This window comes from Streptomyces sp. NPDC002602 (assembly GCF_042889445.1).
Classification (GTDB): Bacteria; Actinomycetota; Actinomycetes; order Streptomycetales; family Streptomycetaceae; genus Streptomyces.
In genome coordinates, this window is sequence record NZ_JBIAQX010000032.1 from 1 (window position 1) to 20,619 (window position 20,619).

Consider the following 20,619-nt stretch of genomic DNA (forward strand, 5'->3'; position numbering starts at 1 on the left):
CCCCGTCACCCCTCTCACAGCAGGCCGCTCAAACAACCACAGCCCGCACTGGTGTTCCATGTCTATCAACCCCGCATTGCTGACTGCAAAGCCAAACCACGGCACAACCGCGAACCTTTACCGAGCCATGGCGTTTGTCGCGGAATCGGTGGCGGCACTCCCTCACAACGGCTTTCGTCCGCCCGGGCGATGCCGTGGGGGTGAACGGCGCGGCGGACGGGCTCCCGGGCGGGGGCCCTGTCGCTCAGCCCGCCGTCAGGGAGAAGCGGCAGACGACCTCGATGCCGAGGTTGTCGTGGATGGTGAAGAACGGGCAGGCGGCGAGTTCCGTGCCGCTCGCCGCGTCGCGGGCCACGACGCGGGGGCGGCGCGCGGTGCGGTCTGGCGACGATGTTCTGCAAGCGGGTCGCCATGAAAATCAAGAAGGCACAAGAAGGAGCTGGAGGAGATCCGGCTCGCCGAGCGGGAAATCGTCGAGGCCTTGATCGGGAACTACCGCACCGTGCTCAAGAACCTCGACGACGGTGGCCCGGCCCAGGAGGCGTTGGCGAAGGCCGCGACGATGACCGCCGAGGCAGTGAAGGCCCTGGACGGGCGGGACGAGGCGGCGCCGGTGGAGGAGGTCGTCCGGCGCCTGGGAGGAGAGGTCTCCCCGGCCGTGCTTGCCCTGGCGAAGGCCCAGTTGGTGCAGGCCAGCGGCCTGGGGACGGTCCCCAAGGCGGTGGAAGGCTTCGGCGGGTTCGCGGAGCAGTACGAGCAGATCGAGAAGGTCTCCGCGCATCACGGCAACTTCTGGGAAGTGCTGCTGTACGGGCAGCCCGGCCGGGACCGGTCGGTGATGTTCGACCTGGCCGAGAAGTTGAAGTCCACCACTACGTCCGAGGACGGGCGGGTGCTGACCGCGCTCGCGCACGCGATGCGCCACGATGCCTGTCGCGACGACCGACCCGGCGACGGCGGCGGAGGTGCTGCGCGAGGAATTGCGGGCCGCTGCCCTGGCGAACCGCGGCCGGGTCGCGGACGCGGCCGGCGAGCTGACCCCCGGCTATGCGCAACTGCCCCAATTCCAGGCGCTGGACGAACGGCTGGCCCGCATGGCGCAGGCCGTCGCCGACCGCCACACGTCCCAGCAGATGGATGCCCATGTGCTGGAGGTCGAGCCGGCGGTCAATGGGTGGGGGATGGGTCTGTCGGACGACGTCGACGACGCTGAGCGTCGACTGATGGCCTACCCGCTCGCGCACCTGCTGCTCGACACTCAGCGGCTCCAGGACCGGGTCCGGGCCACAGTGGTCGCCGTGCAGGCCGCTCACGCCGCACAACGCGCGGCTACGCCCGCAACGCCCGTACAGGTGGATCCGGCGTACGGTCAGCCGGCTCCGGCGAAGCAGCCTGTAGCGCAGGCGGTGGCCCCGCAGGCATCACCAGCGAATCCGGGCACCACGGCGAAGGCCGACGTCACCGGCGGGAAGGACGCGGCGAACGTCGGGCGGCAGGGCGGATCGCCCGGCGTGGACGTGCGCCCGGCCGCGGCTCCCGTTGGCCCCCCCGCTGCCAAGCCTGCCGGAGAGCTGCCGCTGTGGGTCCCGCCGGCCGATGCCGCCACCGACACGGGCGATGACGCCTTCGTCTACAGCGCCCCTCGGGGTGGCCGGGGCGGCACTCCGCCGTCCGCTGAGACCTCATCGGCGGCAGAGGTGAACATCCCCGACATGCGGAAGCTGGGGGAGGCTCTGGCCCGCCCCAAGCCGACCGCGCGGCCTGGGGTGTCGGCATCGGCCGCCCGCAGCCGGTCCACCACGGCCAAGCGCCCCACGAAACCCGCAGCCGGTAGCACCGAACAGGCCGGTCACCTGAGGCGGCGCGGCGCCGGCCCGGAACAGCCCAAGCCCCGTAAACCACAACGCTGACAGCCCTGTGCCCGGCGGCCGAACGGTCACCGGGCCCCCGGCCGCGGATGGTCAGTCTGGCCAGATAACCCGCGCGACATCTCCGAATGCGTGAGCGTCTACCCGTCGGGCATGACGACGGTGACGGGGGTGGGCGGCGGATCGGTGGATACGGGGCGGTGCGCCGGGCTTACGGGAGGGCTGGCCCGGCCACAACGCGTTTCCTTGCCGCACGGTACGCGGCGTGCAGGAAGGGGGTTCAGATCAGGCGTAGCAGGGCGGCCGTCGCAGCGATCATGGTCTCCGCCTCTTCACGGGTGTAGGTGAACTCCTTGGTGACGACGTCCTTGTGCAGGGCGCCACTGGCCTGCCTCTCCAACGCCTTGCCCGTCGCGGCCCAGCGTTCCTCCTTTGTGTACTGCTCGAACTCCTTCCTGGAGGAGGGCTGGGGCCATCCGCTGTTCTCCCTGATGTACTCCAAGGTGCGGCGGACGTCGAGGAGAGCGCCGTCGATGTCCGGGGTACCGCGAAGCCGGCTCTGGGCGCTGAGCAGGTACTGGACCGCTTCGCGGCGAGGCTCGTCGGCTGCGGGGAAGGGCACGGACATCTCTACGGCGAGTGAGGGGCCGAGGCCTTCGAGCTGCCGTTTCCAGGTGCTCTCGGCAACGGTGAGGTAGAGCCGGATGTCCGTGCTGCCGGGGTAGAGGCCGGCGGCAGCCTGAGGGAGTACCGCGCGAACTGCGATCTCCAGGCGCAGGTCGCCCGAGCGGTTCTCGTCCAGCGCGCGGAGCTGGGCGTTCGTCAACGTATAGGTGAACTTGTGATCCGTGCGCTGGTCAGAACGGAAGGCGAGGGTGGCATTCGAGGCGGCCAGGGCGATGGGCATGCCGTTGCCGTGTGGGGCCTGGAGGCTGGTCTCCAGAATCAGTACGCGGCCTGCCTCGGGCGCCTTCGGCACGTGGATGTCCAGGGTGAGCTGGAGCGTGTGGGTGCCTAGGGCCTTGACGAGCAGCAGGCTGTTGTCCCGAGGGCTGACGGCTGCCGAGCCGATCGGCTCCTCGAAGATCAGGTTGTCCATCACTGCGGTGCCTTCCTGGTGTACGTGGCGCCGATTCTCGGTCCTGAACACTCGACAGTGCGCCGGATTTCCGGAATGAGCCGATGCCCGGCCTCGGGACTGGTACGCCCGATGGCCAACTCACCCCAGGGATTCACCTCTTAAGAGGTGAATCCCTGGGGTGAGTTGGCCATCGGATGACCACGGGACTACTGGACGGCGAGCCCCTCACCCAGTTCCCGGTCGGGGTCGATCTCGCCATCGGACGGCGACCATCCAGGGGCCGGCCACCACGAACCCCGCGTCCATCTGTAGCCGACGCGTCCGCGCGGCGCAGCCGGCCGGCTCGCGCACGCACCCGCCACGACGCGCGTGTCCCTCACCAGCGAAAGCCCAGCTCGTCGAGGGCGACGACTGTCTGCGGGTGCTACACGATGCGGCCGTGGGTTCGGACGGGAACGCCCAGCCGGTCGCCGACCTCGGTGAGGACGGTCGGGGCAGAAGTAGTACCAGCGCAGGCGTGTGATCCCGCTGTCGGCCGCCTCGGAGCGAAGGACGTTCTCGACCGCCTCAGCCAGAGGAGTGAAAAGCCTGGCTTTGCGACCCTATGTAAGGGGTTCGAGGTTTCCTTCCAGGACAGTCTGGATGATCTGGGGCCGGTCCCAGAGAGCCAGAATGTCGTTGGCGATGGCCACGATGGGCAGGGGGTCTTGGTCGCCGTACGCCTTGATGGACGCAGCCGACAGGCTCCGGGGGACGGCGCCGGCATCCAGAAGGACGCGCCAATCCTGCGGGCCGAGTTCCAGGAATTCCAGGCTGGTGAGCTCGGCGATCTCCAGCGGGTCGGCGAGCGTTCCGGCATACGCGGCGAGGGTGCGCAGGCGGGGCAGCCCGATGACCGGGGCGAGGCTGAACGGTGCGCCGTCCCACACTCCGATCGAGAGGACTTCCAGGCCGGGGTGGGCGGCTTCCCTGACGCTCTTGATGCTCGCGTGGTTGACGTGGGCCACGAGCGGTGGCTCCTCTCTGCGGTGCCGGCGCTCGTGCGTCTCCCGGTCCAGGACCCAGCCGGTGAGCGAGTCGGCCAGCAACTCGGCGCCGATGCTCTCCTCGTGGCTGAGCAGGATGATCTGCCCGGTGTGTCCGCGGGGGCCGGGCGTCAGGTCGACCGCCAGTTGGTCTCCTCCGCCGTTCTCGCCGAATACGATCCACCCGGGTGACCCGACGACGCCCTGTACCGCGGCGTCGGGGCGCGTGACGACCGCCTCCATGGCAGCGTGCTCCCAGCGGCAGTGGCGGGTCGAGGCCTCGGCGATGTACAGGTCGTCCACGGAGGAGAGTTCGCAGCGCACCGCTTCGAAGACACCATCTGCGGTCTCGTAGTCGTCGCCCCAGTCCTCCCAGCGCGCCCGGGTCACCCGGTAGAGCACCTTGAGTTCCTCTGGCAGGCAGACGCCCAGGCGTGCTTCGGCGGCGGCGATCTCGTCCTCCGTCGCGCCGATGGCGTCGGGTAGCCGTTCCCGCAGCGTCCGCTCCAGCAACTCCGGGTCCGCTGAGGAGGCCGGCCTCGCTTCGTGCGTCGGATCGGGGAGGCGGCACCAAGGCTCGGGAAGGGAGTTTTCGATCAGGATGAGTGCACCGGGATGAGGGTTTCCGATCCCGGGTTCCACCGCCGGGCTGGAGCCGAGCAGACGAAGCACGGTCGTCCCGGTCGGTTCGATCTTCGCCGAGAACGAGACGTCGTCGACACCAACCTCCGTCATAGCGGTCTGCACCCGCTCCACCGCGTCGAGCTCGTCCTGTATGTCCTCGGTCTGGAGGGCTCGACCGGGCGGTGGCACCGGGTGCGGGAGGGCCAGACTCCAACCGCTTCGCCCGATGCGACCCGCCACGCGCATGGGCTCGGCACCGGCCTTGTCTGCCTTGGCGGCCCGCAAGAGACTCAGCACGGGCTGCCAGGTCGCGAAGTCACGTATCGATTGCCCGGGGGGTTTCTGAGTAGCCATGCGCAGACCGTACGCGGGCCGGCTGACACCCGGTGTCACAGGAGGCAGGGCTGCTCACAAAGGGGGCAGCCGGACTCGCAATCCATGGATCGGAGTCACCGCGTACGGCCCGGTCCGACTTTCCGCCCGATCACCTCGCGTCGGCACCTACTCCTCGTCGGCGGCAGCATTCATGTCCCGCAGGGGCCGCAGGCCGCCGGGCAGGTCGGGGAGCTGGAAGGAGTACCGGCCCAGCATGGTGACGTGGTGCCGCACGAACGGGGAGAGGCGCGCGACGTCCTCGCCACGGACCTCGTGGCCGGCGGCGCGGAGCTGGGTGACGGCGGCGTCCATGTACCGGGTGTTGAAAAGGACCAGGGCGTTGAGGACGAGGCCGAGGGCGCCGATCTGGTCCTCCATGCCGTCCTGGTAGCGCTGGTAGAGCTGCCCGGCGCGGCCGTGGAAGATCTTCCGGGCGAGCGCGTGGCGGCCTTCCTGAAGGTCGGCCTGCACCTTGATCTGCCGCCGGTAGCCGGGCTCATCGGCGAGCCGCAGGATGTGCAGGGTCTTCGCGATCCGCCCGTAGTGCGCGATCGCGTCGCCGAGCGGGGTCGGACGCCCGTCGCGGGACAGCATCCGGATCACGTCGTACGCGCGGACGGCGCCGGTGTGGATGGAGCCGATGATCCGCAGGATGTCCTCCCAGTGCCGCTCGATGCGGGCGAGGCCGACCCGGCCACGGGCCGCGTCCTGGAAGGCCCCGTAGTCGGCCGTGCGGTCGATGCGCCACATCTTCTGATCCAGCAGGTCCGCGACCTGCGGCGCGTACGCGAATCCGGCGAGCGTGAGCAGCCCGAAGACAGTGTCGCTGTAGGAGGCGGTGTCCGTGACGATCATCTCCGGGCGCTTGCCTCCGTCGCGGTCGTAGAGGACGTCCAGCACGTACAGGGAGTCGCGCGGGGTGCCGGCCACGACCTTCCCGCCCAGGCCCGCCGCCTGGTCGTTGATCATGTTGAGCCAAGTTGCCCCGCCTCGACGGCCGAAGTACTTCGGGTTCGGCCGCGCGTACACCGAGGGGACCGGGACGACGAACCGCATCCCGTCGACCGAGGCGACCAGGCCGCCGCCCCACGCGCTCGCGAGGTCGATGGACGCATGGTGTTCGATGAGCGTGGCGTTCGCGGCCCGGTAGGTCGCGAGCCGCAGGTAGGTCTGGTCGACGTGGGACAGCCGCCGTACTTCAGCGCGTCGACCCCGCCGATGACCGGGGTGTAGCCGACGTTTCAGCCGTGCGCGACCAGGAGCGCGGCGATCGTGACGTGCAGATCCTTCAGTCGGGCCTCGCCGCCGGTGACCGAGGTGAACGCCTGGTCAGCGCCGGTCCAGGAGAACACCTCCAGCGGCACCTCGGGCAGGTCCACGCGGGGCAGCATCGCGTTCACCGCCGCCCGCAGGTCCAGCAGGGAGGCCGGTTCGGGCTCCGGCTCCAGCGCGGCGAAGTGCAGTCGGCCGTCGTCGTCGAAGACGATCTGCGCGTTGTCCGGCAGCCGCCCGGCGACCTCGCGGTACGTGCCGTCCAGCAACGCGGCCCGCCCGGCCAGGTGCTCGCCGGCCTCGCCGGGCAGCCCGAGCGAGGCCAGTACAGTAGGCCGAGCCTGCTCCCACGCCTCGCCGTCCAGCAGCTTCGCACGCGGGTCCCCCCACTTCGACGAGTTCTTCGCGAACACCTGCTTGCTGCGCAGCATCCGGTGCAGCTGCTCCAGCACGCAGAACGTGTACGCCTTCCAGTCCACCGTGCCCGGCTCCAGGTGCGGTGCCGAGAGCACCAGGCGCCGTCATGAGCCGACGAGTAGGCCGGTGTCGATCTCAACGGGGCCGACCTTCTTGCGTCCCATCAGGTCCGGCGAGGACTGGAGCGCGGTCAGGACCGGCGCCCCTTCCGGGGTGGCGCCGAAGTCGACGACCTTGACAGCATCGGGACCTGGCCGTCGAGTACTTCCGGGCCGTCCTGGTCTCCGCTGGCATTCTCCCGGTCCGGGACGAGTACCTGGCACGGCTGGAGCGATGGATCGAGCAGAAGACCGCTGCCATCGAAGATCCAGAGGACCGCCGCCTGATCACCACGTTCGCTCGCTGGGACCGCATCGCTCGCATCCGACGACGAGCCCGCGGCAAACCGATCTCCTCCTTCACCAGCGACATCGCCCGAACCCAGATCGCCAAAGCCATTACCTTCCTCACTTGGATCAAGGGCCAGGAGGAGACTCTGGCGACCTGCCGACAGCCCCTCATCGACCTCTGGCTCACCTCGGAAGACAACCAAGGCCCCTACGTCGCACGACCGTTCGTCCGCTGGGCGGTCCGCAGCAAGCTCGCCACCAACATCAACATCCCTAACAAGTCACAGCGGACCTACCACCGCCCACTCGACGCCGACGAACGCTGGGCTACCGCCCGACGGCTCCTGAACGACGACTCCATCGAGACCAGAGACCGCGTCGCCGGGCTGATGGTCCTGCTCTACGGCCAGTTCCCAGCGAGGACCTGCCGCCTGACCGTCGACCACGTCATCCACAACGAGAACGGCGTCGCACTCCGCCTCAACAAACTCCCGCCGAAGATCAAGCCGCCCATGGACGGCCTGGTCCTCCAGCTCGTCGACCTCGCACGCGACCACGAACGCACGGTGATATCGAACGAGCACAACGCGCCCTGGCTCTTCCCGTCGCTCCAGATGCCCGGAAGACCGATGACCAGCCAGCAACTCGGCCGCCGCCTTCGAAACATCGGACTCTTCTCCGAAGCCGGACGAAGCGCGGCCCTGCTCGACCTCTGCGCACAGATCCCCCCGGGCGTTCTCCAACGCCTCCTCGGGATCAGCCCCTCGGCTGCCGATCGCTGGTCAGCCGGGGCCGTCAGAACCGCCTATGCAGCCGAGGTGCACAATCGATCATGACCCACTCACGACCGGCACCATGCCGCTCGACCATCACATCACGTTGTGGAATAGCCCCCTAAGCGTTGGTTGGTGCGGCCGTGCTGGCGGCTTGCTGGATCTTCGCGAAGTAGGCTGCGCGGGCTTCCTCGTCGATCGGCTGCTCGTGTTCGGCGCGCATCCCGGTCCGGCCGTCTACGCCCTCGCGCAGGATGTCGGCGTGCCCGGCATGCCGGATGGTCTCGCCGAGGACATGGACCATGATGGCGAACAGGTTCGTGTCGGCATAAGGCTCCGGCCACCAGGGCACGTGGCCGGGGGCGTCGAGGGCAAGCTCGTTGATTGTCGCGTCCGAGTGTTCCCACGTGCGCCGGTAGAACCCGACGATCTGATCGCGTGTCTCGTTCTCGGCCGCCCATTGATCGCTGTTGTCGGCGTCCTGCCACCGGCACAGCGGCTCCGGATAAGGGCGGTCGAAGACCTCACCGAAGTACCTGGCCTCGACCGTGGCCACGTGTTTGACCAGGCCGAGGAGGTTGGTCCCGGTCGCTGTCAGAGGCCGGCGCGCGTCGTATTCGGACAAGCCGTCGAGCTTCCAGAGCAGCGCCTCACGGTCCCGCCGCAGTCTCATGTGCAGGTTGTCTTTCGCGAAATCATCGATCATGCGGCACGAGCCTGCCATGGGCTGCTCATGGCCTCAAGATCCCGTACGCGCGGTCCGCAACGACTGGCGGAGCCGTGGTCAGCTCTGGTCACCGCCCCGACCTGCTGCAAGGAGCTCAGGAACCTGTCCACGTGAGACAACCTCCTATTCCCTGCACCTGAATATCCGGGCTTGCCGATACTTGCCGACCTGGTCGGCAAGCGCGAGTTCTACAACCTCGGGACCGGCGCGCACCCCCTCCATCCGGTGACCGCCGAGGGCACCCCGGCCGCGCACATCGGGTCCGGTGCCTACGCGCTCGATCTTCTCTGCACCAGTGGAGTGCGGGTGAAGGCGTGCGCCTCAGGCCCGATCGGGTTCGAAGTCGACCACGACCATCTTCTCCAGCTGGTATCTGTCGAGCTCGGGGTAGTTCCAGAACTCGCCAGACCGGATCTGGTGGAACCTGAACGTCGCATTGGTCTCATTCGCAGCGACGATGCAGCGCACTGGGGTGGGTTGCTCAAGCCCGTAGACGAGCTGGCCGAACTCCAAGGCGAATGCGATGCCATGGAGGAGCAGGATTCGCTGATCGTCCTCCGTGATCTGCGGACCGCCATCGACGAGAGCTACATGAACGGGGACGAGATCCTCCAGGTGGAAGGAACTGTTGTAGCACTCCCAGCCGGTGAGATCCTTCAAGAACGAGGGAGCGTCATCGGAGTTCCCAACAGAGCCGGCCCAGGTGAGCACCTCTCCACGGCGGCTGATCCCGGGGGCAAGCTGATCCCGCAGACCCGGTGCAAGTCCTCCGGGCGGTATGACGTCGGTGAGCCCGGCAAGCACTCCCAACAGTCGAACCGCGGCGTCGTTCATTTTCAGCGACAACATGCGTGCATGCTCGCAGCCACTGCCTGACCGCACCAACGAGTATCCAACGGCCCATGCGGATCATCGCCGACGTCGTAGCCGGTGGTGCTCGGTGATGCCGATCGGGTACGTCATCGGCTAAACACCGTCCAAGCGCTGACGTTGGTGACGGGGATGACTACTGAGCGCTGCTATGAGCGACAGGTCGGCGGGGCGGCAGAGAAACGTCAGCGGAACGTTAGCGGCGAACCGGACACTGGGACCTGTATCGGTGGCACCCCCGCCCGATTCCGTACATGCCAGCCCTCCACCCTCCTCGGGAGCATCCCTTGTTCAGAGCGAAAAAACTGCAGGCCACCCTCGTCGCGGTCACCGCCGTGGTCGGCCTTGCGGTGTCGACCGCGCCGGCCCAGGCGTCGACATGCCACGGGAACGGAGGTGCGTACGTCTGTGAGTACGGCGTCTCACAGACGATCCTCTTCGACGGGACGGTGCAGGAGTTCGTCGTCGGAACCGACCACGCCGTGTGGACGAACTGGCACCGCCCCAACGGCTCCTGGAACGGCTGGGTGTCCCTGGGCGGATGGGTCCAGAGCCGCATCGGCGTCGAGCCCAGGCAGGAGCGCAGCACCTCACCCATCACCATTGATGCCATCGGCGCGGACGGCAAGTCCTGGTTCCGTATGCGGAATTCCAACGGCACATGGACCAACTGGTACATGAACTGCATCGACAACCCCGGCGGCAAGTTGTGCCCGTGAACGTCGTAGGTGCACAATCACGGCCCTGACCTGACGCGGAAGCGGTGTTGACGAAGGTCACCGTCAGTATCCTGGCCCCTCGCGGGTTCGGCGAACGGCCAGCCCAGTTCGGATCCCTCGGCTACGTCTTCACCCTGCTCTCCTGGATGCTCGGGGGCTGCTGCGTGGTCGTCGTGGGCATCGCCCTCGGCCAGATGACAGCGGCTTCGGGCCCGTTCCCGCGTTGGCTTGGCACTCCCGTGACAGACGGCGACGCAGACCGGGCACCCGACGAGTAGCCGCGACCGGGCACGGGGCAGTGATCGCGGCTACAGGGGAGAGGCGGCTGGGCTCAGTTCGCCTCCCACTGTCGGTGAGGCCGGCTGTCCGGAGTGGCGATCGTGCCCGGCCCGCCTCCCGGGGCGGAGGATGGCTCGGGCAGTCGGGCAGTCGGGCAGTCGGGCAGTCGGGGAGACGGGGCAGGGCCCGGCCTCCCGCCTCAGGCGCGGCTGCGGTGGGTGGCGGGGCAGGGGGTTTCGTTTTTGCGTGGCCCGATGGTTCCTGCATCGCCGGGCCACGCAACGGGTCAGGCGAGGCCGAGCTGCTTGTAGAAGGTCTGGTTGTCCCAGAAGAGGAACTCCTCTTCCATGACTCCGGCCTTGTTCCAGATGCCGACCGTGACCATGTTGATGGAGAACTTCTTGCCGGTCGGCTGGATGAAGCCGCCCTTGCCGTCCGGCATGGGACGGGTGAAGGTGCCCTGCATGACGCCGGTCACGGAGGTCAGGTTGTCCTTGGCGATGCGGTTCGGGTGCTCGGTGATGCGGGTGTCCGGCGCCCACAGGAACTGGTTCTTCATGTCGGCGATGTGCTGCTCGAGGCCGTCCGTGTAGTGGCCGTCGGGCCAGTGCACGCGGATGTTCTTCGCGTGGCTTTCATCGATCCGGTCCCACTGCTGACCGGAGTAGGCGTTGAAGTCCAGGTCGTCGAAGGTCTTGAGGTTCTTGCGCTCCTGGTGGGTCAGGTTGCTCGGCCAGTGCGACTCGTTCTGCGAGGTGGATGCCGGGTCTCCGAGCGGTTCCGGGCTACTTGCGGCCGAGGCTGCCAGGCCGGTTCCGGTGGCTACCACGGTGAGGGCGAGGGCGCCCAGGGCGGCGGTGCCCGCGCCTTTCAGGACGTTGCGGTGGTGGATCATTTCGAATTCCTTTCCTACGAGATCACGTTGGGGGGAGGGGGTGGGGCTCAGAAGGCGTAGGGGCCGAAGCGGCCCCAGGCCACGACGGCGGTCAGGGCGAGCAGCAGCAGGGCGACCGGGAGGGCGGCCGCCTCCTTGCGGCTCAGGTGCAGCACGGTGGCGCCCAGCATGGTCGCCGCAAGGCCGAAGGCGGCCCAGGCCGCCAGGGCCGGCGCGACGCCGAGCGCGGCCGGGACGATCAGCCCCACGGCACCGAGCACCTCGACGGCGCCGACCGTCTTGACGGCCCCCGGGGAGAAGTCCGCGGTCCAGGCCATTCCGGAGGCGGCCAGTTTGGCTCGCGGCTGGCTGATCTTCATCAGTCCGGCCGCCAGAAACATGAGCGCGAGCACGCCGGAAATGACCCACAGGGTGGTGTTCATCAGGGGATTCCCCATTCGTCGACTTGAACCTTCAAGTCCGAAGCTAGCCCCGTCTCACTTGAAACGTCAAGCGTGAAGGGCTGGATTCGACTTGAAGAATCAAGTTAAGATGAGGTCATGGACACGCATGAGCCCCGCTGGCTGAACGCCGAGGAGAAGCAGACCTGGCTCTCCCTGGCCGCCATGGTGATCAACCTGTCGAACGCTCTGGACGCCCAGTTGCAGCGCGACGCCCAGATCAGCCACTTCGAGTACCAGGTCCTCGCCACTCTTTCCGAGGCCACCGAACGCACCATGCGCATGAGCGACCTGGCGGTCATCACCAACGGCTCGCTCTCGCGCCTGTCCCACGTGGTCAAGCGCCTGGAGAAGCAGGGCTGGGTGCGCCGCACCCCCGACCCGGACAACGGCCGCTACATCCTGGCCGTCCTCACGGATCCCGGCGGGGAGAAAGTCACCGCCACCGCCCCCGGCCATGTCGAGGAAGTCCGCCGCCTCGTCTTCGACCCGCTCACCCGGGCCCAGCAGCGGACCCTGCGCGCCATTGGCCACCGCGTCAACCAGACCATCGACCCCACCGGCACCTGTCCGCAATGACGCTGCACCCCACCCACCGGTCCGTCCCGCCCCGCGGAAGACTCATCGTGTGCACGGCGCCCGCTCCCGCAATGCCGGCCGGTGCTTGCGACGACTTCCTGGCCGTCACCCTGCACCGAGCCCGCGCCCAGCGCGACAGGACCCGGCCGACGAAACCCTGCCCGCCCTCCACGCCGGCCACGACACCCCGCCACTGCTCGACGACCGCCCCTGGGCGCGCCGGCTCCTGGGCTGCGCCCAGATCCTGCCCAAACCCAGGGCCGTCCTGACCGTCTCCGCCCACTGGGAGCACGCGCCGCTATCCCTTGCCCGCGTCCGCCGCGCACACCCCGCTGGCCTACGGCCACAGGATTCCGTCCCGACACCGCCAGGTGCGCTACGACGCCCCCGACGTGCACGCCGGCCCGACGGGTGGCGGCGAATGACGCCACACGACGAGCCCGTTCCCCAGCACTCGAGCCCGTGGCCGAGCGGTCGGACCGGTCACCAACCAACTGCGCGAGCGGTACCTGGGTTTCATGAGCGGGATCCTGTTCGGCCCCTGCGGGCGATGCGGATCACCCGTCCGGCCGTGGTAGACCGCGTCCCCAACGATTCCGACCGACCCCCCCGCCCTAGATTCGACGACGTCCATACCAGCGCGCGCGATGCGGTCAACCTCCGTCCGACCTCCCCGTCGACGCGTGGCGAGCGAAGGGCAAGACATGACCGGTCGCCCCAACATCCTGCTGATCGTCACCGACGAGGAGCGTGCTTCCCTGCCCCGTCCCGAGGGGTACTCACTGCCGGCCCGGGAACGGATCGCGGCCCGCGGCACCACTTTCGAGCGCTACTACACCGCCTCGGCGCAGTGCAGCTCCGCCCGGTCGGTGATCTACACGGGCCAGCACCTGCCGCTCACCGAGATCTACGACAACGACAACATGCCCTACATCCGCCCCCTCGACCCCGCGCTGGGCACCCTTGGCACCATGCTCCGCGCGGCGGGCTACCACACCACCTACCAGGGCAAGTGGCACCTCTCGAACTGCTATGTGACACCCGAGAACCCCGGCCCGACCACGGACGCCCTGGAGCCCTACGGCTTCAGCGAGTTCAACGACTGGGGCGACATCGACGGTGGCGCCTGGGCCGGCCTCAACCTCGACCCCGTCATCGCCGGCCAGGCCGTGCGCTGGCTGCGCAACCGCGCACCGGTCGTCCGCGAGGACCAGCCCTGGTTCATGGCCGTCAACTTCGTCAACCCCCACGACATCATGAGCTTCGACTACGGCGGCCGCCCCCAGGTCCAGCTGCCCTTCGGCCTTGCCCACGCCGTCGTCACCCGCGCGGCTGCGAACATCCCCGTCTACCAGCGCCGCTGGGACGTCGACCTCCCCGCCAGCCTCCACGACGACCTCTCCGGCGCGGCACCCGCGGTCGCCGAGTACGCACGGATGCTGGACACCATCTTCGGACCGGTCGCCAACGACGAGCACTGGCACGACGGCCTGAACTTCTACCTCAACGCCATCCGTGATGTGGACCGCAGCGTCGAGTTCGTCCTCGACGCCCTGGAGGCCTCCGGCCAGGCTGACCACACCGTCGTCGTCTTCACCTCCGACCACGGCGAGATGGCCGGCTCCCACGGGCTACGCCAGAAGGGGAACCTCGTCTACGACGAGAACTTCCACGTCCCCCTGATGATCGCCCACCCTGACGTACCCGGCGGCGGACGCACCCATGCCCTCGCCTCATCCGTCGACATCGCACCCACCCTGCTGGAAATCGCCGGCATCGATGCGACCGAAACCGCCACCCACCACCCTGCGCTCAAGGGCCACTCGCTGATGCCCGTGCTCCACGGCCGCCCCGTACGGCAAGGGATCCTGAACGCGGTCGAGTCGATCACAACGCTCGACGCCTCATTCTGGTTCGAGTTCGCCGACCCAGAGGCAACGAAGCGCGTCGCATCCGGGGACCTGCGCCCCGACTGGAACAAACGCGGCTTCCTGCGCGCCTACTCTGACGAGCGCTACACCTTCGGCCGCTACTTCTCCCCACTGAACCCCAACCGCCCCACCGACACCGACGCGCTGCTCGCCGACAACGACGTCGTCCTCTACGACCGCGAGCAGGACCCGGCCGAGCTGCACAACCTGGCCACCGACCCCGCCCACCACGACCTCGTCGAGCGCTACCGCGCCCTGCTGGAGGACCTCATCGACGCCGAGATCGGCCCCGACGCCCGCGATTGGGTCACCGAACGACCCCAACTGCTCGGCTGGCCCACCTGGCACGGCGACGACCACCGCCCCGAGACACTCACCGCGCAAGGACGCTGACCCCCATCCAGGAACTGCGGCCCCACTTGCTGCGCTTCCGGCGAACCGGTGGCGAACCCTGGGCATCGGGCCAGGACTCGGGGGAGTGGGAGATCCCCCGTATCCCGCTGCAGTACGAGCGCGCTGTCCTCGCCGGCGCGGTGGTGCGGGACAAGCTGCGGACCACCGCCACTGCCACCGCCGTGCGGGGCCGGGCGTTCGACGTCCTCGCGCACCAGCAGGCGGCGATGCCCGAGCAGCTGCTCGCGGCCGCGGCTGCCGACCTCGATGACGATGACGAGGACCAGGAGCCGGAGGTCGGACGCGGGGGCGATCGACATGACGGCGCTATGGGCCCTCCGGGAGTCCCGCACCGACGTCGAAGCCCTCGACCTCACTGCCGAGCGGCTGCGCCACCTTCAGGACGCGTTCACCAAGGCGGCCGGCGACTCCCGCACCCGCGCGACCCGCTACACCGAACAGGACGACGCCGACCCGGTGCGCCCGGTGCGTCCGGTGCGCCGGGACGATCAGCAGGCGCACCGGACGCCAGAGCCCGGACCGCACCGGGGCCGGGAGGCCGGCCACTGAGTGGACCCGATGCCACGCACCCGATGCGGTGGTGCGCACCGACGATGTCGCGCACTCTCCGCATGGATGCACGGCATCGTCCCGGAGTTAGCCTCTGCCAACTTGAAGTTGCAGGTCAAAGGGCTGGTGTGACCGGTGGTCGGGTTGCTCACGCTGGTCGTGGGCGGCAGTCTGCGCAGTAGACCATCTGGCGGAGTGGTCGGTTCGCCGGATTCTGCCCGCTGTGGCCAGGCGGCCTTCTACCATGCGGTGCATGGATCCCGAGCTGCTGGAATGGATCACCGCGCGGCGGGCAGACCTCGACGAACTCGAAGAACAGCTCGCCAAGCAGCTGGTGGAGGTGCGGGCCGAGCGAAACGAACTCGCTGTCGCGGAACGTGTCCTTGAGCCGGTGAACGAGCAGCTCGCCGGCGAACGCGCCTCGGCCGCGCCGATGCCCGGGCAGGTGGGTGGCCGGGCGGTGATGCTGATTCCGCACCGCACGCCGGATGTGGAGGAGACCAAGCTCCCGCCGGACTACCAGCGCATCCTCGCCGCCGTGCAGCAGGCCGCCGGACCGGTCATGGCCCGGCAGATCGGCGAGATGCTGGAGGTGGACGTCAGCGTGCGGGCCAAGCTGGAACCGCTGCGCGGCAAGCTGGTCAGACTGGCCGACCGCAGATGGCTGCGGAAACTGCCCGATGGCCGGTTCACCACCTGCCTGTGACAAGGCGTGCCGCCGCCTGAGGATCTTGTCGGGACACCGGCGGCGGCGCCCCTGGAGATTCGTGGTAGGTGTGGTTCACGCAAGTTGAGCCCTCGGATACGACACGCCGCGCGGTGCGGTGGCTGGATGAACGGTGGGACATGCGCGGGAGAAACGCGATGGCGGCACTTGCCGAACTCATGCCGGTGGCCCACGGGGTGGACGAGCGGATCGACTGGAGCGAGGTCGAGGCGATCTGGGGGACTCGGTTCCCCACGGACTACGTCCGGTTCATGGAGGTCTACGGGTCGGGGGCGATCAACGAGACGATCAACGTCCTGCTGCCGGCACCGCATGCCGACGGGTGGCCTTACCGGGAGGGCCCAGGCTTGCAGGACGAGACGGAGGTTGCCCGCGAGGTATGGGAGCTGTGTCGCGACGATGCCGACTTCGACCTGGACCCGGCGTCCATCGTGGCGTGGGCCACCACGTCGGGGGCGGACATCTACTGTTGGGTGACCACGGACGGTGACCCCGATCAATGGCCGGTCCTGATCTGCGGGAGGCACACCCACCCGGAGATGCAGTTGCACCCCCTCGGGATGGCCGAGTTCCTTCACAGGCTTCTGGGCGACAAGGCGTTTCGGCAGCAGAAGATCAGCGTGGTCATGCGGGACGAGGTGTCCTTCGTCAACTGGAGGAACCGCTGGAAGGCTGTAGTGCGGGCGTAGCCGGGTTGTCCGTGGCAGTCGTTGGATTTGTGTGACGAAAACCAAAGAACGCGCCGTGGACACCTTCCAGCTTGTCTGCCAGTGCCGTCTGCCGCTGTCCACGCGCACCGTCGACCACCTCGCCGACCTGCTGCGCTGCCATCTGACGGCGATTCGGTCCAGGTGGCGGATTCTGCCGCCGGGGAAGATCGCGGTGATCGTCCTGGCCGTGCTGCGTCACGACCAGCGCCTGGCCGATATGGCCGGAGGCAACGACGTGTCCGAGTCCACGGTCCGCCGCCGGCGCGACGAACTGATCAACCTGCTCGCCACGCAGGCCCCCCGCCTGGACCGCGTCCTGAAGAAGATCGCCAAGCGGGGCGGGGAGGTCGTCCTGATCGACGGCACCCTCATCCCCACCCAGCGCCGCACGGAAAAGGCGGACCGGCGCAGCTACTGCGGAAAACACCGCCGCCACGGCCTTCACTTCCTCGCGCTGACCGACGAGAGAGGCCGCCTGATCTGGATATCCGCCGCCCGGCCCGGCCGGACCCACGACAACACCGCCGCCCGCCACGACCACATCCTGGCCCACCTGCGCGCCGCCTGCCTCGGGGCATTGGCCGACCTCGGCTTCCGCGGCCTGGACAACGACGTCCACGACCCCGTGATCGTCACCGGCTTCACAGCCTCCCGCACCCACACACAGCCTCCCGCACCCACAAGCTCACCCCCCGGCCAGAAGACCGCCAACCGGGTCCCCGCCACCGGACGCGCACCGGTCGAGCACGGCTTCGACCACCTCAAGAACTGGCGGACCCTCACCAAACTCCGCACCGACCCCGCCCGCGCCACCCGCCTCCTGCGCGCCCTGCTCGTCCTGACGAACCTCGAAGTCAACCGCTGACAAACGATCTACTCCGCAGACTCCCGCCCACGACCAGCGTGAGTACACCAAGAGCCGGTCACACCAGCCCTTAGGCCTGCGCCTTCAAGTTGGCGGAGGCTCAGTGGACTCCACCTAGTACTCCACTACAGCTCCGTGATTGACCCAGCAGATTGAGGCGAAGCGCGATAGCTGTCACATAGGCAGGCATGTTGTCACCGGCGAGGCCGTACGCGCGCACAGGTGAGACTTCGTCTGTCCTGTCGCACTGCCCCTGTCGGATTCTCACTGCTTCTCGTTCGTGCTGTCGGATTCTCAATGCGTCGCGCGCTGATCAGCGATGTGTGCCCCGTACGTCGGATCTGGGCGGTGATGGCCTTCGGCCTGACGAGGATTGCGCCGTCCGGCGGAAGCTAGGTCGTTTGAGAACTCCGGTCCTCCGTCTTCTCAAACGACCTGGCACCCGGGCGGGTAGACGGATCGCCATCTGACAGGTGTGTTGCGACAGGACATCGTCAACGACGACTTCGTCGCAATCACGGCCTGAACGACGGTCCTGCGGGTCTGAGGCGAGCCCCGACCGTGTGGAACCAGGCGCTTTGGGCCGCACGTCCCCCAGTACATGCTGATCGTCCTGGGGATACTCTTCGCTGTCGCGCCCGCTGTCGTCTGGATGACGATCGCCCGCACCCGCTCCGTCGGTTTCACGATCGGCGGCACGCTGCTCGCCGGAGCCAGTCTGCTGATCAGTGTCCAACATGGCTGGATCGACGCCCCCAGACCCGACGCCCATCTCGTGTTCACGGCTCTCGCGCCCCTGCTCATCGCCTGCGGCGCGGGACTGGAAGGACGGCACGAGAACTCTCCTCCCCCGCAATGGATCTCTCGCCGCAACGGAGCGATCGGCTTTCTGGGGATGCAGTTCGCCCTCACTCTCGTGGTCGGCCTCCTGTACGCGCTGATGATCAGCGAAGGATCGGACGCCCCGCCGTCCAAGGCCCTCCCCTCATTGCCGCCAGGCATCAGCATGGTTGACGAAGGCACCAGCTGCGGTTCCGGCGGCTGCTGGCGCGCCGCGACGGTGACTGGCGAGGACGGAATGTCCCGTCCGGAGATCATCCGGGAACTGGGCCTCCAGCAGGAGAGTTGCCGCTCCAGCGGCTGGCTGCTCGACTGGCGTGACGTGTGCGTCGGAGCCAGGGACGATGGCAGGAACGTCACCATCTACGCCAGCTGGGGATACTGAGAGATCGTTTACCTGCCGGCCGTGGTGTCCTGAACGAGGATCCGTGGCAATCAGGTAATACACCAGGTCAATCAGCTCTATCGGTGATAACTGCCGCGCTTCGGCTAAAAGGTTCTTCGGCGGTCCATCGTCGGCACGGGCCGCGTCGGGTTGTTGCCTGGCGGCGTCGGCGCCAGCGAGGACGCCCACGACCTGGTGCAGAAGTGGCACCGGTACTGGGAGTGGGGCCGGCTGCTCCCGTCGGACGCGGACAAGTGCACCGTGGACCTGGTCCGTGTCCTTGCCGTCGGTGTCCTTGAGCTGCCGCTTGAAGAACCGGGAGTACTTCAACAGCTTCGCCGCGCGTCGCCGAGTTCGGCGAGGCCCCGCACCCGCCGGTCCTGATCGTCTTCAACCACATCGGCGCCCGCGACCCCAACCGCACCGTCCCACGGCTCCAGGAGCTGACCCGGCCGCTGTGGGCGGGTGAGCCGGCCGACGGGTACAGCGGTTACGACCGCAAGATCCCCATCATCGCGACCGGCTTGCGCAACCTGCGCGAGTACGGCCCCAACGGACCGGCCTTCCTCCGCTTCGGCCGCACCCACGTGCAGCCCCTGCGCGACGCGATCGGCACCCCCCGCCGAGACACCGCCCTGGCCCGCCGAGCGGAACGCGCGAGCACAACAGGAGGAGGACTAGGAGCAGCTGCGCCGCGCGGCTGAGCAGAAGCGGGCCGAGCGCGAGGCCGCCCGCCCTGCCTGTGCCGGCTGCGGGACGAAGTTCGACAACGACCGATGGGAGAAAACCCGCCTCTCCCTGGCTCCGGGCCACCGGTGGCACCCGAGGCTGTGCGAGCCGTGCGAGACCAAGACGGTCGCGGCCGCGGACCAGGCCGAGCGCGATCGCCTGGAGGCCGAGATAGCCGAGAAGGCCCGCGGTTGGCGCTCCCGCTTCCGCCCCGGGCAAGCCTCTCACTGGCACCGTGGGCAAGCCTTAGGTCACCCTGGGCAAGCCCCCGCTGCGCGTTGTAGAGCTCATGCTGACGGTCCTCCCGGTCCGCTCCCGGTCCACTCTCGGGGCGGCCAAGGAGAGAGGACCCGGGCCAGCCGCGCGGCGCCCGGGGACAGCAGGGGAGAGGCAGCCGCGCACGCGGGCTGCTTTGATCCAGTCCTTGATGGTCGGCTCCGGACGGTCGGACAGATCGGCCAGGCGCCGGTGGAGCCCCGGACCGTTCACGGCTTCACGGAGATAGGCGTGAGCCAAGCGGTGAAGGAGTTCTCCATCGAGCGGCGGCCAGCCGCGCTGCGCGGGCTGCGCGAGTGCCCCGGCGTTCTCCAGAGCTCGTACGGACGCTGGGGCGAGACCTGCGGCGGAGCGGAGGCCCCCCGAGCCCAAGAGTGATCACGCCCTCGTCTTTCCACGACTGGTCAGCAAGTTCGGCTTGGGCACGGGCGACAATCTGGCCCAGCGGGATGCGGCGAAGCACTTCACTCGTGATCGGAGCAGAAACGGCCGCCGGCGCATCGTCCGCGGCCCCACGAAGCCCCCGAAGTCGTCTGACAGGCCGTGACGCACTGGTGCTGACACGAGTGGCGAACAGCCACGTCATTCACACGCTGACCATCACTCGGAGGCCGCTGGCGCCCGGGGGGCGTGGGATCTGTGTGTCAGACGTCGCCGTCGTCCGGCTTGCCCGGACGACGGCGACGCCACGTCCGCAGAGCGGCAGCGCCGGCAGCTGCAACGGCCGCAGTGACGAGCTGCGCGGGCAGCTCGGTGAGAAGACCTTGCGCAAGAAGATCGATGGAGTGGGCGAGCCGATCAAGCATCAGTGGAACTCCGGTGCAGATGGGGTGCCGGCCTTGGCTGGCGACCGTGGATGT

General features: G+C 68.4%; 19 protein-coding genes and 1 pseudogene. 11 read left to right on the forward strand and 9 right to left on the reverse strand.

Annotated features, from left to right (window positions below):
- Positions 1-418: 418 nt before the first annotated feature.
- Positions 419-781, reverse strand: a complete 363-nt coding sequence (locus ACFYW3_RS38135; protein ID WP_389388898.1) for a hypothetical protein — start codon at positions 779-781, stop codon at positions 419-421.
- 145 nt (positions 782-926) lie between these two features.
- Here ACFYW3_RS38135 and ACFYW3_RS38140 point away from each other — a divergent pair, with 145 nt between their 5' ends.
- Positions 927-1,910: a hypothetical protein gene (locus ACFYW3_RS38140; RefSeq protein ID WP_389388899.1), complete on the forward strand. Its 984-nt coding sequence runs from the start codon at positions 927-929 to the stop codon at positions 1,908-1,910.
- Positions 1,911-2,148: 238 nt separating this feature from the next.
- Here ACFYW3_RS38140 and ACFYW3_RS38145 read toward each other — a convergent pair whose 3' ends face one another.
- The 5 genes and pseudogenes from ACFYW3_RS38145 to ACFYW3_RS38165 all read right to left on the reverse strand — a co-directional run bounded on the left by ACFYW3_RS38145 (position 2,149) and on the right by ACFYW3_RS38165 (position 8,530).
- Complete coding sequence (locus tag ACFYW3_RS38145; protein ID WP_351759893.1) at positions 2,149-2,967, reverse strand: hypothetical protein; 819 nt, start codon at positions 2,965-2,967, stop codon at positions 2,149-2,151.
- A 584-nt stretch (positions 2,968-3,551) separates the two neighbouring features.
- Positions 3,552-4,952, reverse strand: a complete 1,401-nt coding sequence (locus ACFYW3_RS38150) for an SMI1/KNR4 family protein (protein WP_389388900.1) — start codon at positions 4,950-4,952, stop codon at positions 3,552-3,554.
- A 147-nt stretch (positions 4,953-5,099) separates the two neighbouring features.
- Positions 5,100-6,901, reverse strand: a pseudogene (locus ACFYW3_RS38155) (Tn3 family transposase); the annotation flags it as partial.
- 431 nt (positions 6,902-7,332) lie between these two features.
- Complete coding sequence (locus ACFYW3_RS38160; protein ID WP_389388901.1) at positions 7,333-7,794, reverse strand: hypothetical protein; 462 nt, start codon at positions 7,792-7,794, stop codon at positions 7,333-7,335.
- Positions 7,795-7,945: 151 nt separating this feature from the next.
- The gene (locus ACFYW3_RS38165) at positions 7,946-8,530 is read right to left on the reverse strand and encodes a DinB family protein (RefSeq protein ID WP_389388902.1); all 585 of its coding nucleotides are present in this window, start codon (positions 8,528-8,530) and stop codon (positions 7,946-7,948) included.
- A 171-nt stretch (positions 8,531-8,701) separates the two neighbouring features.
- On the opposite strand from ACFYW3_RS38165, the gene ACFYW3_RS38170 reads away from it, so the two are divergent.
- Both ACFYW3_RS38170 and ACFYW3_RS38175 read left to right on the forward strand, forming a co-directional pair.
- Positions 8,702-9,427: a hypothetical protein gene (locus ACFYW3_RS38170; RefSeq protein WP_389388903.1), complete on the forward strand. Its 726-nt coding sequence runs from the start codon at positions 8,702-8,704 to the stop codon at positions 9,425-9,427.
- Positions 9,428-9,708: 281 nt separating this feature from the next.
- Positions 9,709-10,140, forward strand: coding sequence for a hypothetical protein (locus ACFYW3_RS38175; RefSeq protein ID WP_389388904.1), 432 nt, complete (start codon positions 9,709-9,711; stop codon positions 10,138-10,140).
- A 565-nt stretch (positions 10,141-10,705) separates the two neighbouring features.
- On the opposite strand, the gene ACFYW3_RS38180 is transcribed toward ACFYW3_RS38175, so the two are convergent.
- Both ACFYW3_RS38180 and ACFYW3_RS38185 read right to left on the reverse strand, forming a co-directional pair.
- Positions 10,706-11,314 carry an ester cyclase gene (locus ACFYW3_RS38180; protein WP_389388905.1) on the reverse strand — a complete coding sequence of 203 codons (609 nt, stop codon included), beginning with the start codon at positions 11,312-11,314 and terminating at the stop codon, positions 10,706-10,708.
- 47 nt (positions 11,315-11,361) lie between these two features.
- Positions 11,362-11,736, reverse strand: a complete 375-nt coding sequence (locus ACFYW3_RS38185; RefSeq protein WP_389388906.1) for a DoxX family protein — start codon at positions 11,734-11,736, stop codon at positions 11,362-11,364.
- Between the two features lie 117 nt (positions 11,737-11,853).
- Between ACFYW3_RS38185 and ACFYW3_RS38190 the strand changes: the two genes are divergently transcribed.
- The 8 genes from ACFYW3_RS38190 to ACFYW3_RS38225 all read left to right on the forward strand — a co-directional run bounded on the left by ACFYW3_RS38190 (position 11,854) and on the right by ACFYW3_RS38225 (position 20,137).
- Positions 11,854-12,333: a MarR family transcriptional regulator gene (locus ACFYW3_RS38190; protein ID WP_351759843.1), complete on the forward strand. Its 480-nt coding sequence runs from the start codon at positions 11,854-11,856 to the stop codon at positions 12,331-12,333.
- A gap of 704 nt (positions 12,334-13,037) precedes the next feature.
- Positions 13,038-14,657 (forward strand): sulfatase-like hydrolase/transferase, encoded by a 1,620-nt coding sequence (locus tag ACFYW3_RS38195; RefSeq protein ID WP_351759841.1) that lies wholly within the window; start codon positions 13,038-13,040, stop codon positions 14,655-14,657.
- A gap of 318 nt (positions 14,658-14,975) precedes the next feature.
- The gene (locus tag ACFYW3_RS38200) at positions 14,976-15,227 is read left to right on the forward strand and encodes a hypothetical protein (protein WP_389388907.1); all 252 of its coding nucleotides are present in this window, start codon (positions 14,976-14,978) and stop codon (positions 15,225-15,227) included.
- A 253-nt stretch (positions 15,228-15,480) separates the two neighbouring features.
- Positions 15,481-15,933 carry a hypothetical protein gene (locus tag ACFYW3_RS38205; protein ID WP_389388908.1) on the forward strand — a complete coding sequence of 151 codons (453 nt, stop codon included), beginning with the start codon at positions 15,481-15,483 and terminating at the stop codon, positions 15,931-15,933.
- Between the two features lie 158 nt (positions 15,934-16,091).
- The gene (locus ACFYW3_RS38210) at positions 16,092-16,643 is read left to right on the forward strand and encodes an SMI1/KNR4 family protein (protein ID WP_389388909.1); all 552 of its coding nucleotides are present in this window, start codon (positions 16,092-16,094) and stop codon (positions 16,641-16,643) included.
- A gap of 31 nt (positions 16,644-16,674) precedes the next feature.
- Positions 16,675-17,529: a transposase family protein gene (locus tag ACFYW3_RS38215; RefSeq protein ID WP_389388910.1), complete on the forward strand. Its 855-nt coding sequence runs from the start codon at positions 16,675-16,677 to the stop codon at positions 17,527-17,529.
- A gap of 601 nt (positions 17,530-18,130) precedes the next feature.
- A complete protein-coding gene (locus tag ACFYW3_RS38220) occupies positions 18,131-18,754 on the forward strand; it encodes a hypothetical protein (protein ID WP_389388911.1) in 624 nt (207 codons plus the stop codon).
- Between the two features lie 1,236 nt (positions 18,755-19,990).
- On the forward strand, positions 19,991-20,137 hold the full coding sequence (locus ACFYW3_RS38225) for a hypothetical protein (RefSeq protein WP_389388912.1): 147 nt from the start codon (positions 19,991-19,993) through the stop codon (positions 20,135-20,137).
- A gap of 266 nt (positions 20,138-20,403) precedes the next feature.
- Here ACFYW3_RS38225 and ACFYW3_RS38230 read toward each other — a convergent pair whose 3' ends face one another.
- On the reverse strand, positions 20,404-20,565 hold the full coding sequence (locus tag ACFYW3_RS38230) for a hypothetical protein (RefSeq protein WP_389388913.1): 162 nt from the start codon (positions 20,563-20,565) through the stop codon (positions 20,404-20,406).
- Positions 20,566-20,619 lie beyond the last annotated feature (54 nt).

Coding starts and splice junctions, on each gene's coding strand:
- ACFYW3_RS38135 (WP_389388898.1), bottom strand. CDS start 781: ATGCGCGGAGACCTTCTCGATCTGCTCGTACTGCTCCGCGAACCCGCC.
- ACFYW3_RS38140 (WP_389388899.1), top strand. CDS start 927: ATGCCTGTCGCGACGACCGACCCGGCGACGGCGGCGGAGGTGCTGCGC.
- ACFYW3_RS38145 (WP_351759893.1), bottom strand. CDS start 2,967: ATGGACAACCTGATCTTCGAGGAGCCGATCGGCTCGGCAGCCGTCAGC.
- ACFYW3_RS38150 (WP_389388900.1), bottom strand. CDS start 4,952: ATGGCTACTCAGAAACCCCCCGGGCAATCGATACGTGACTTCGCGACC.
- ACFYW3_RS38165 (WP_389388902.1), bottom strand. CDS start 8,530: ATGATCGATGATTTCGCGAAAGACAACCTGCACATGAGACTGCGGCGG.
- ACFYW3_RS38180 (WP_389388905.1), bottom strand. CDS start 11,314: ATGATCCACCACCGCAACGTCCTGAAAGGCGCGGGCACCGCCGCCCTG.
- ACFYW3_RS38185 (WP_389388906.1), bottom strand. CDS start 11,736: ATGAACACCACCCTGTGGGTCATTTCCGGCGTGCTCGCGCTCATGTTT.
- ACFYW3_RS38190 (WP_351759843.1), top strand. CDS start 11,854: ATGGACACGCATGAGCCCCGCTGGCTGAACGCCGAGGAGAAGCAGACC.
- ACFYW3_RS38195 (WP_351759841.1), top strand. CDS start 13,038: ATGACCGGTCGCCCCAACATCCTGCTGATCGTCACCGACGAGGAGCGT.
- ACFYW3_RS38200 (WP_389388907.1), top strand. CDS start 14,976: ATGACGGCGCTATGGGCCCTCCGGGAGTCCCGCACCGACGTCGAAGCC.
- ACFYW3_RS38205 (WP_389388908.1), top strand. CDS start 15,481: ATGGATCCCGAGCTGCTGGAATGGATCACCGCGCGGCGGGCAGACCTC.
- ACFYW3_RS38210 (WP_389388909.1), top strand. CDS start 16,092: ATGGCGGCACTTGCCGAACTCATGCCGGTGGCCCACGGGGTGGACGAG.
- ACFYW3_RS38220 (WP_389388911.1), top strand. CDS start 18,131: ATGCTGATCGTCCTGGGGATACTCTTCGCTGTCGCGCCCGCTGTCGTC.
- ACFYW3_RS38230 (WP_389388913.1), bottom strand. CDS start 20,565: ATGCTTGATCGGCTCGCCCACTCCATCGATCTTCTTGCGCAAGGTCTT.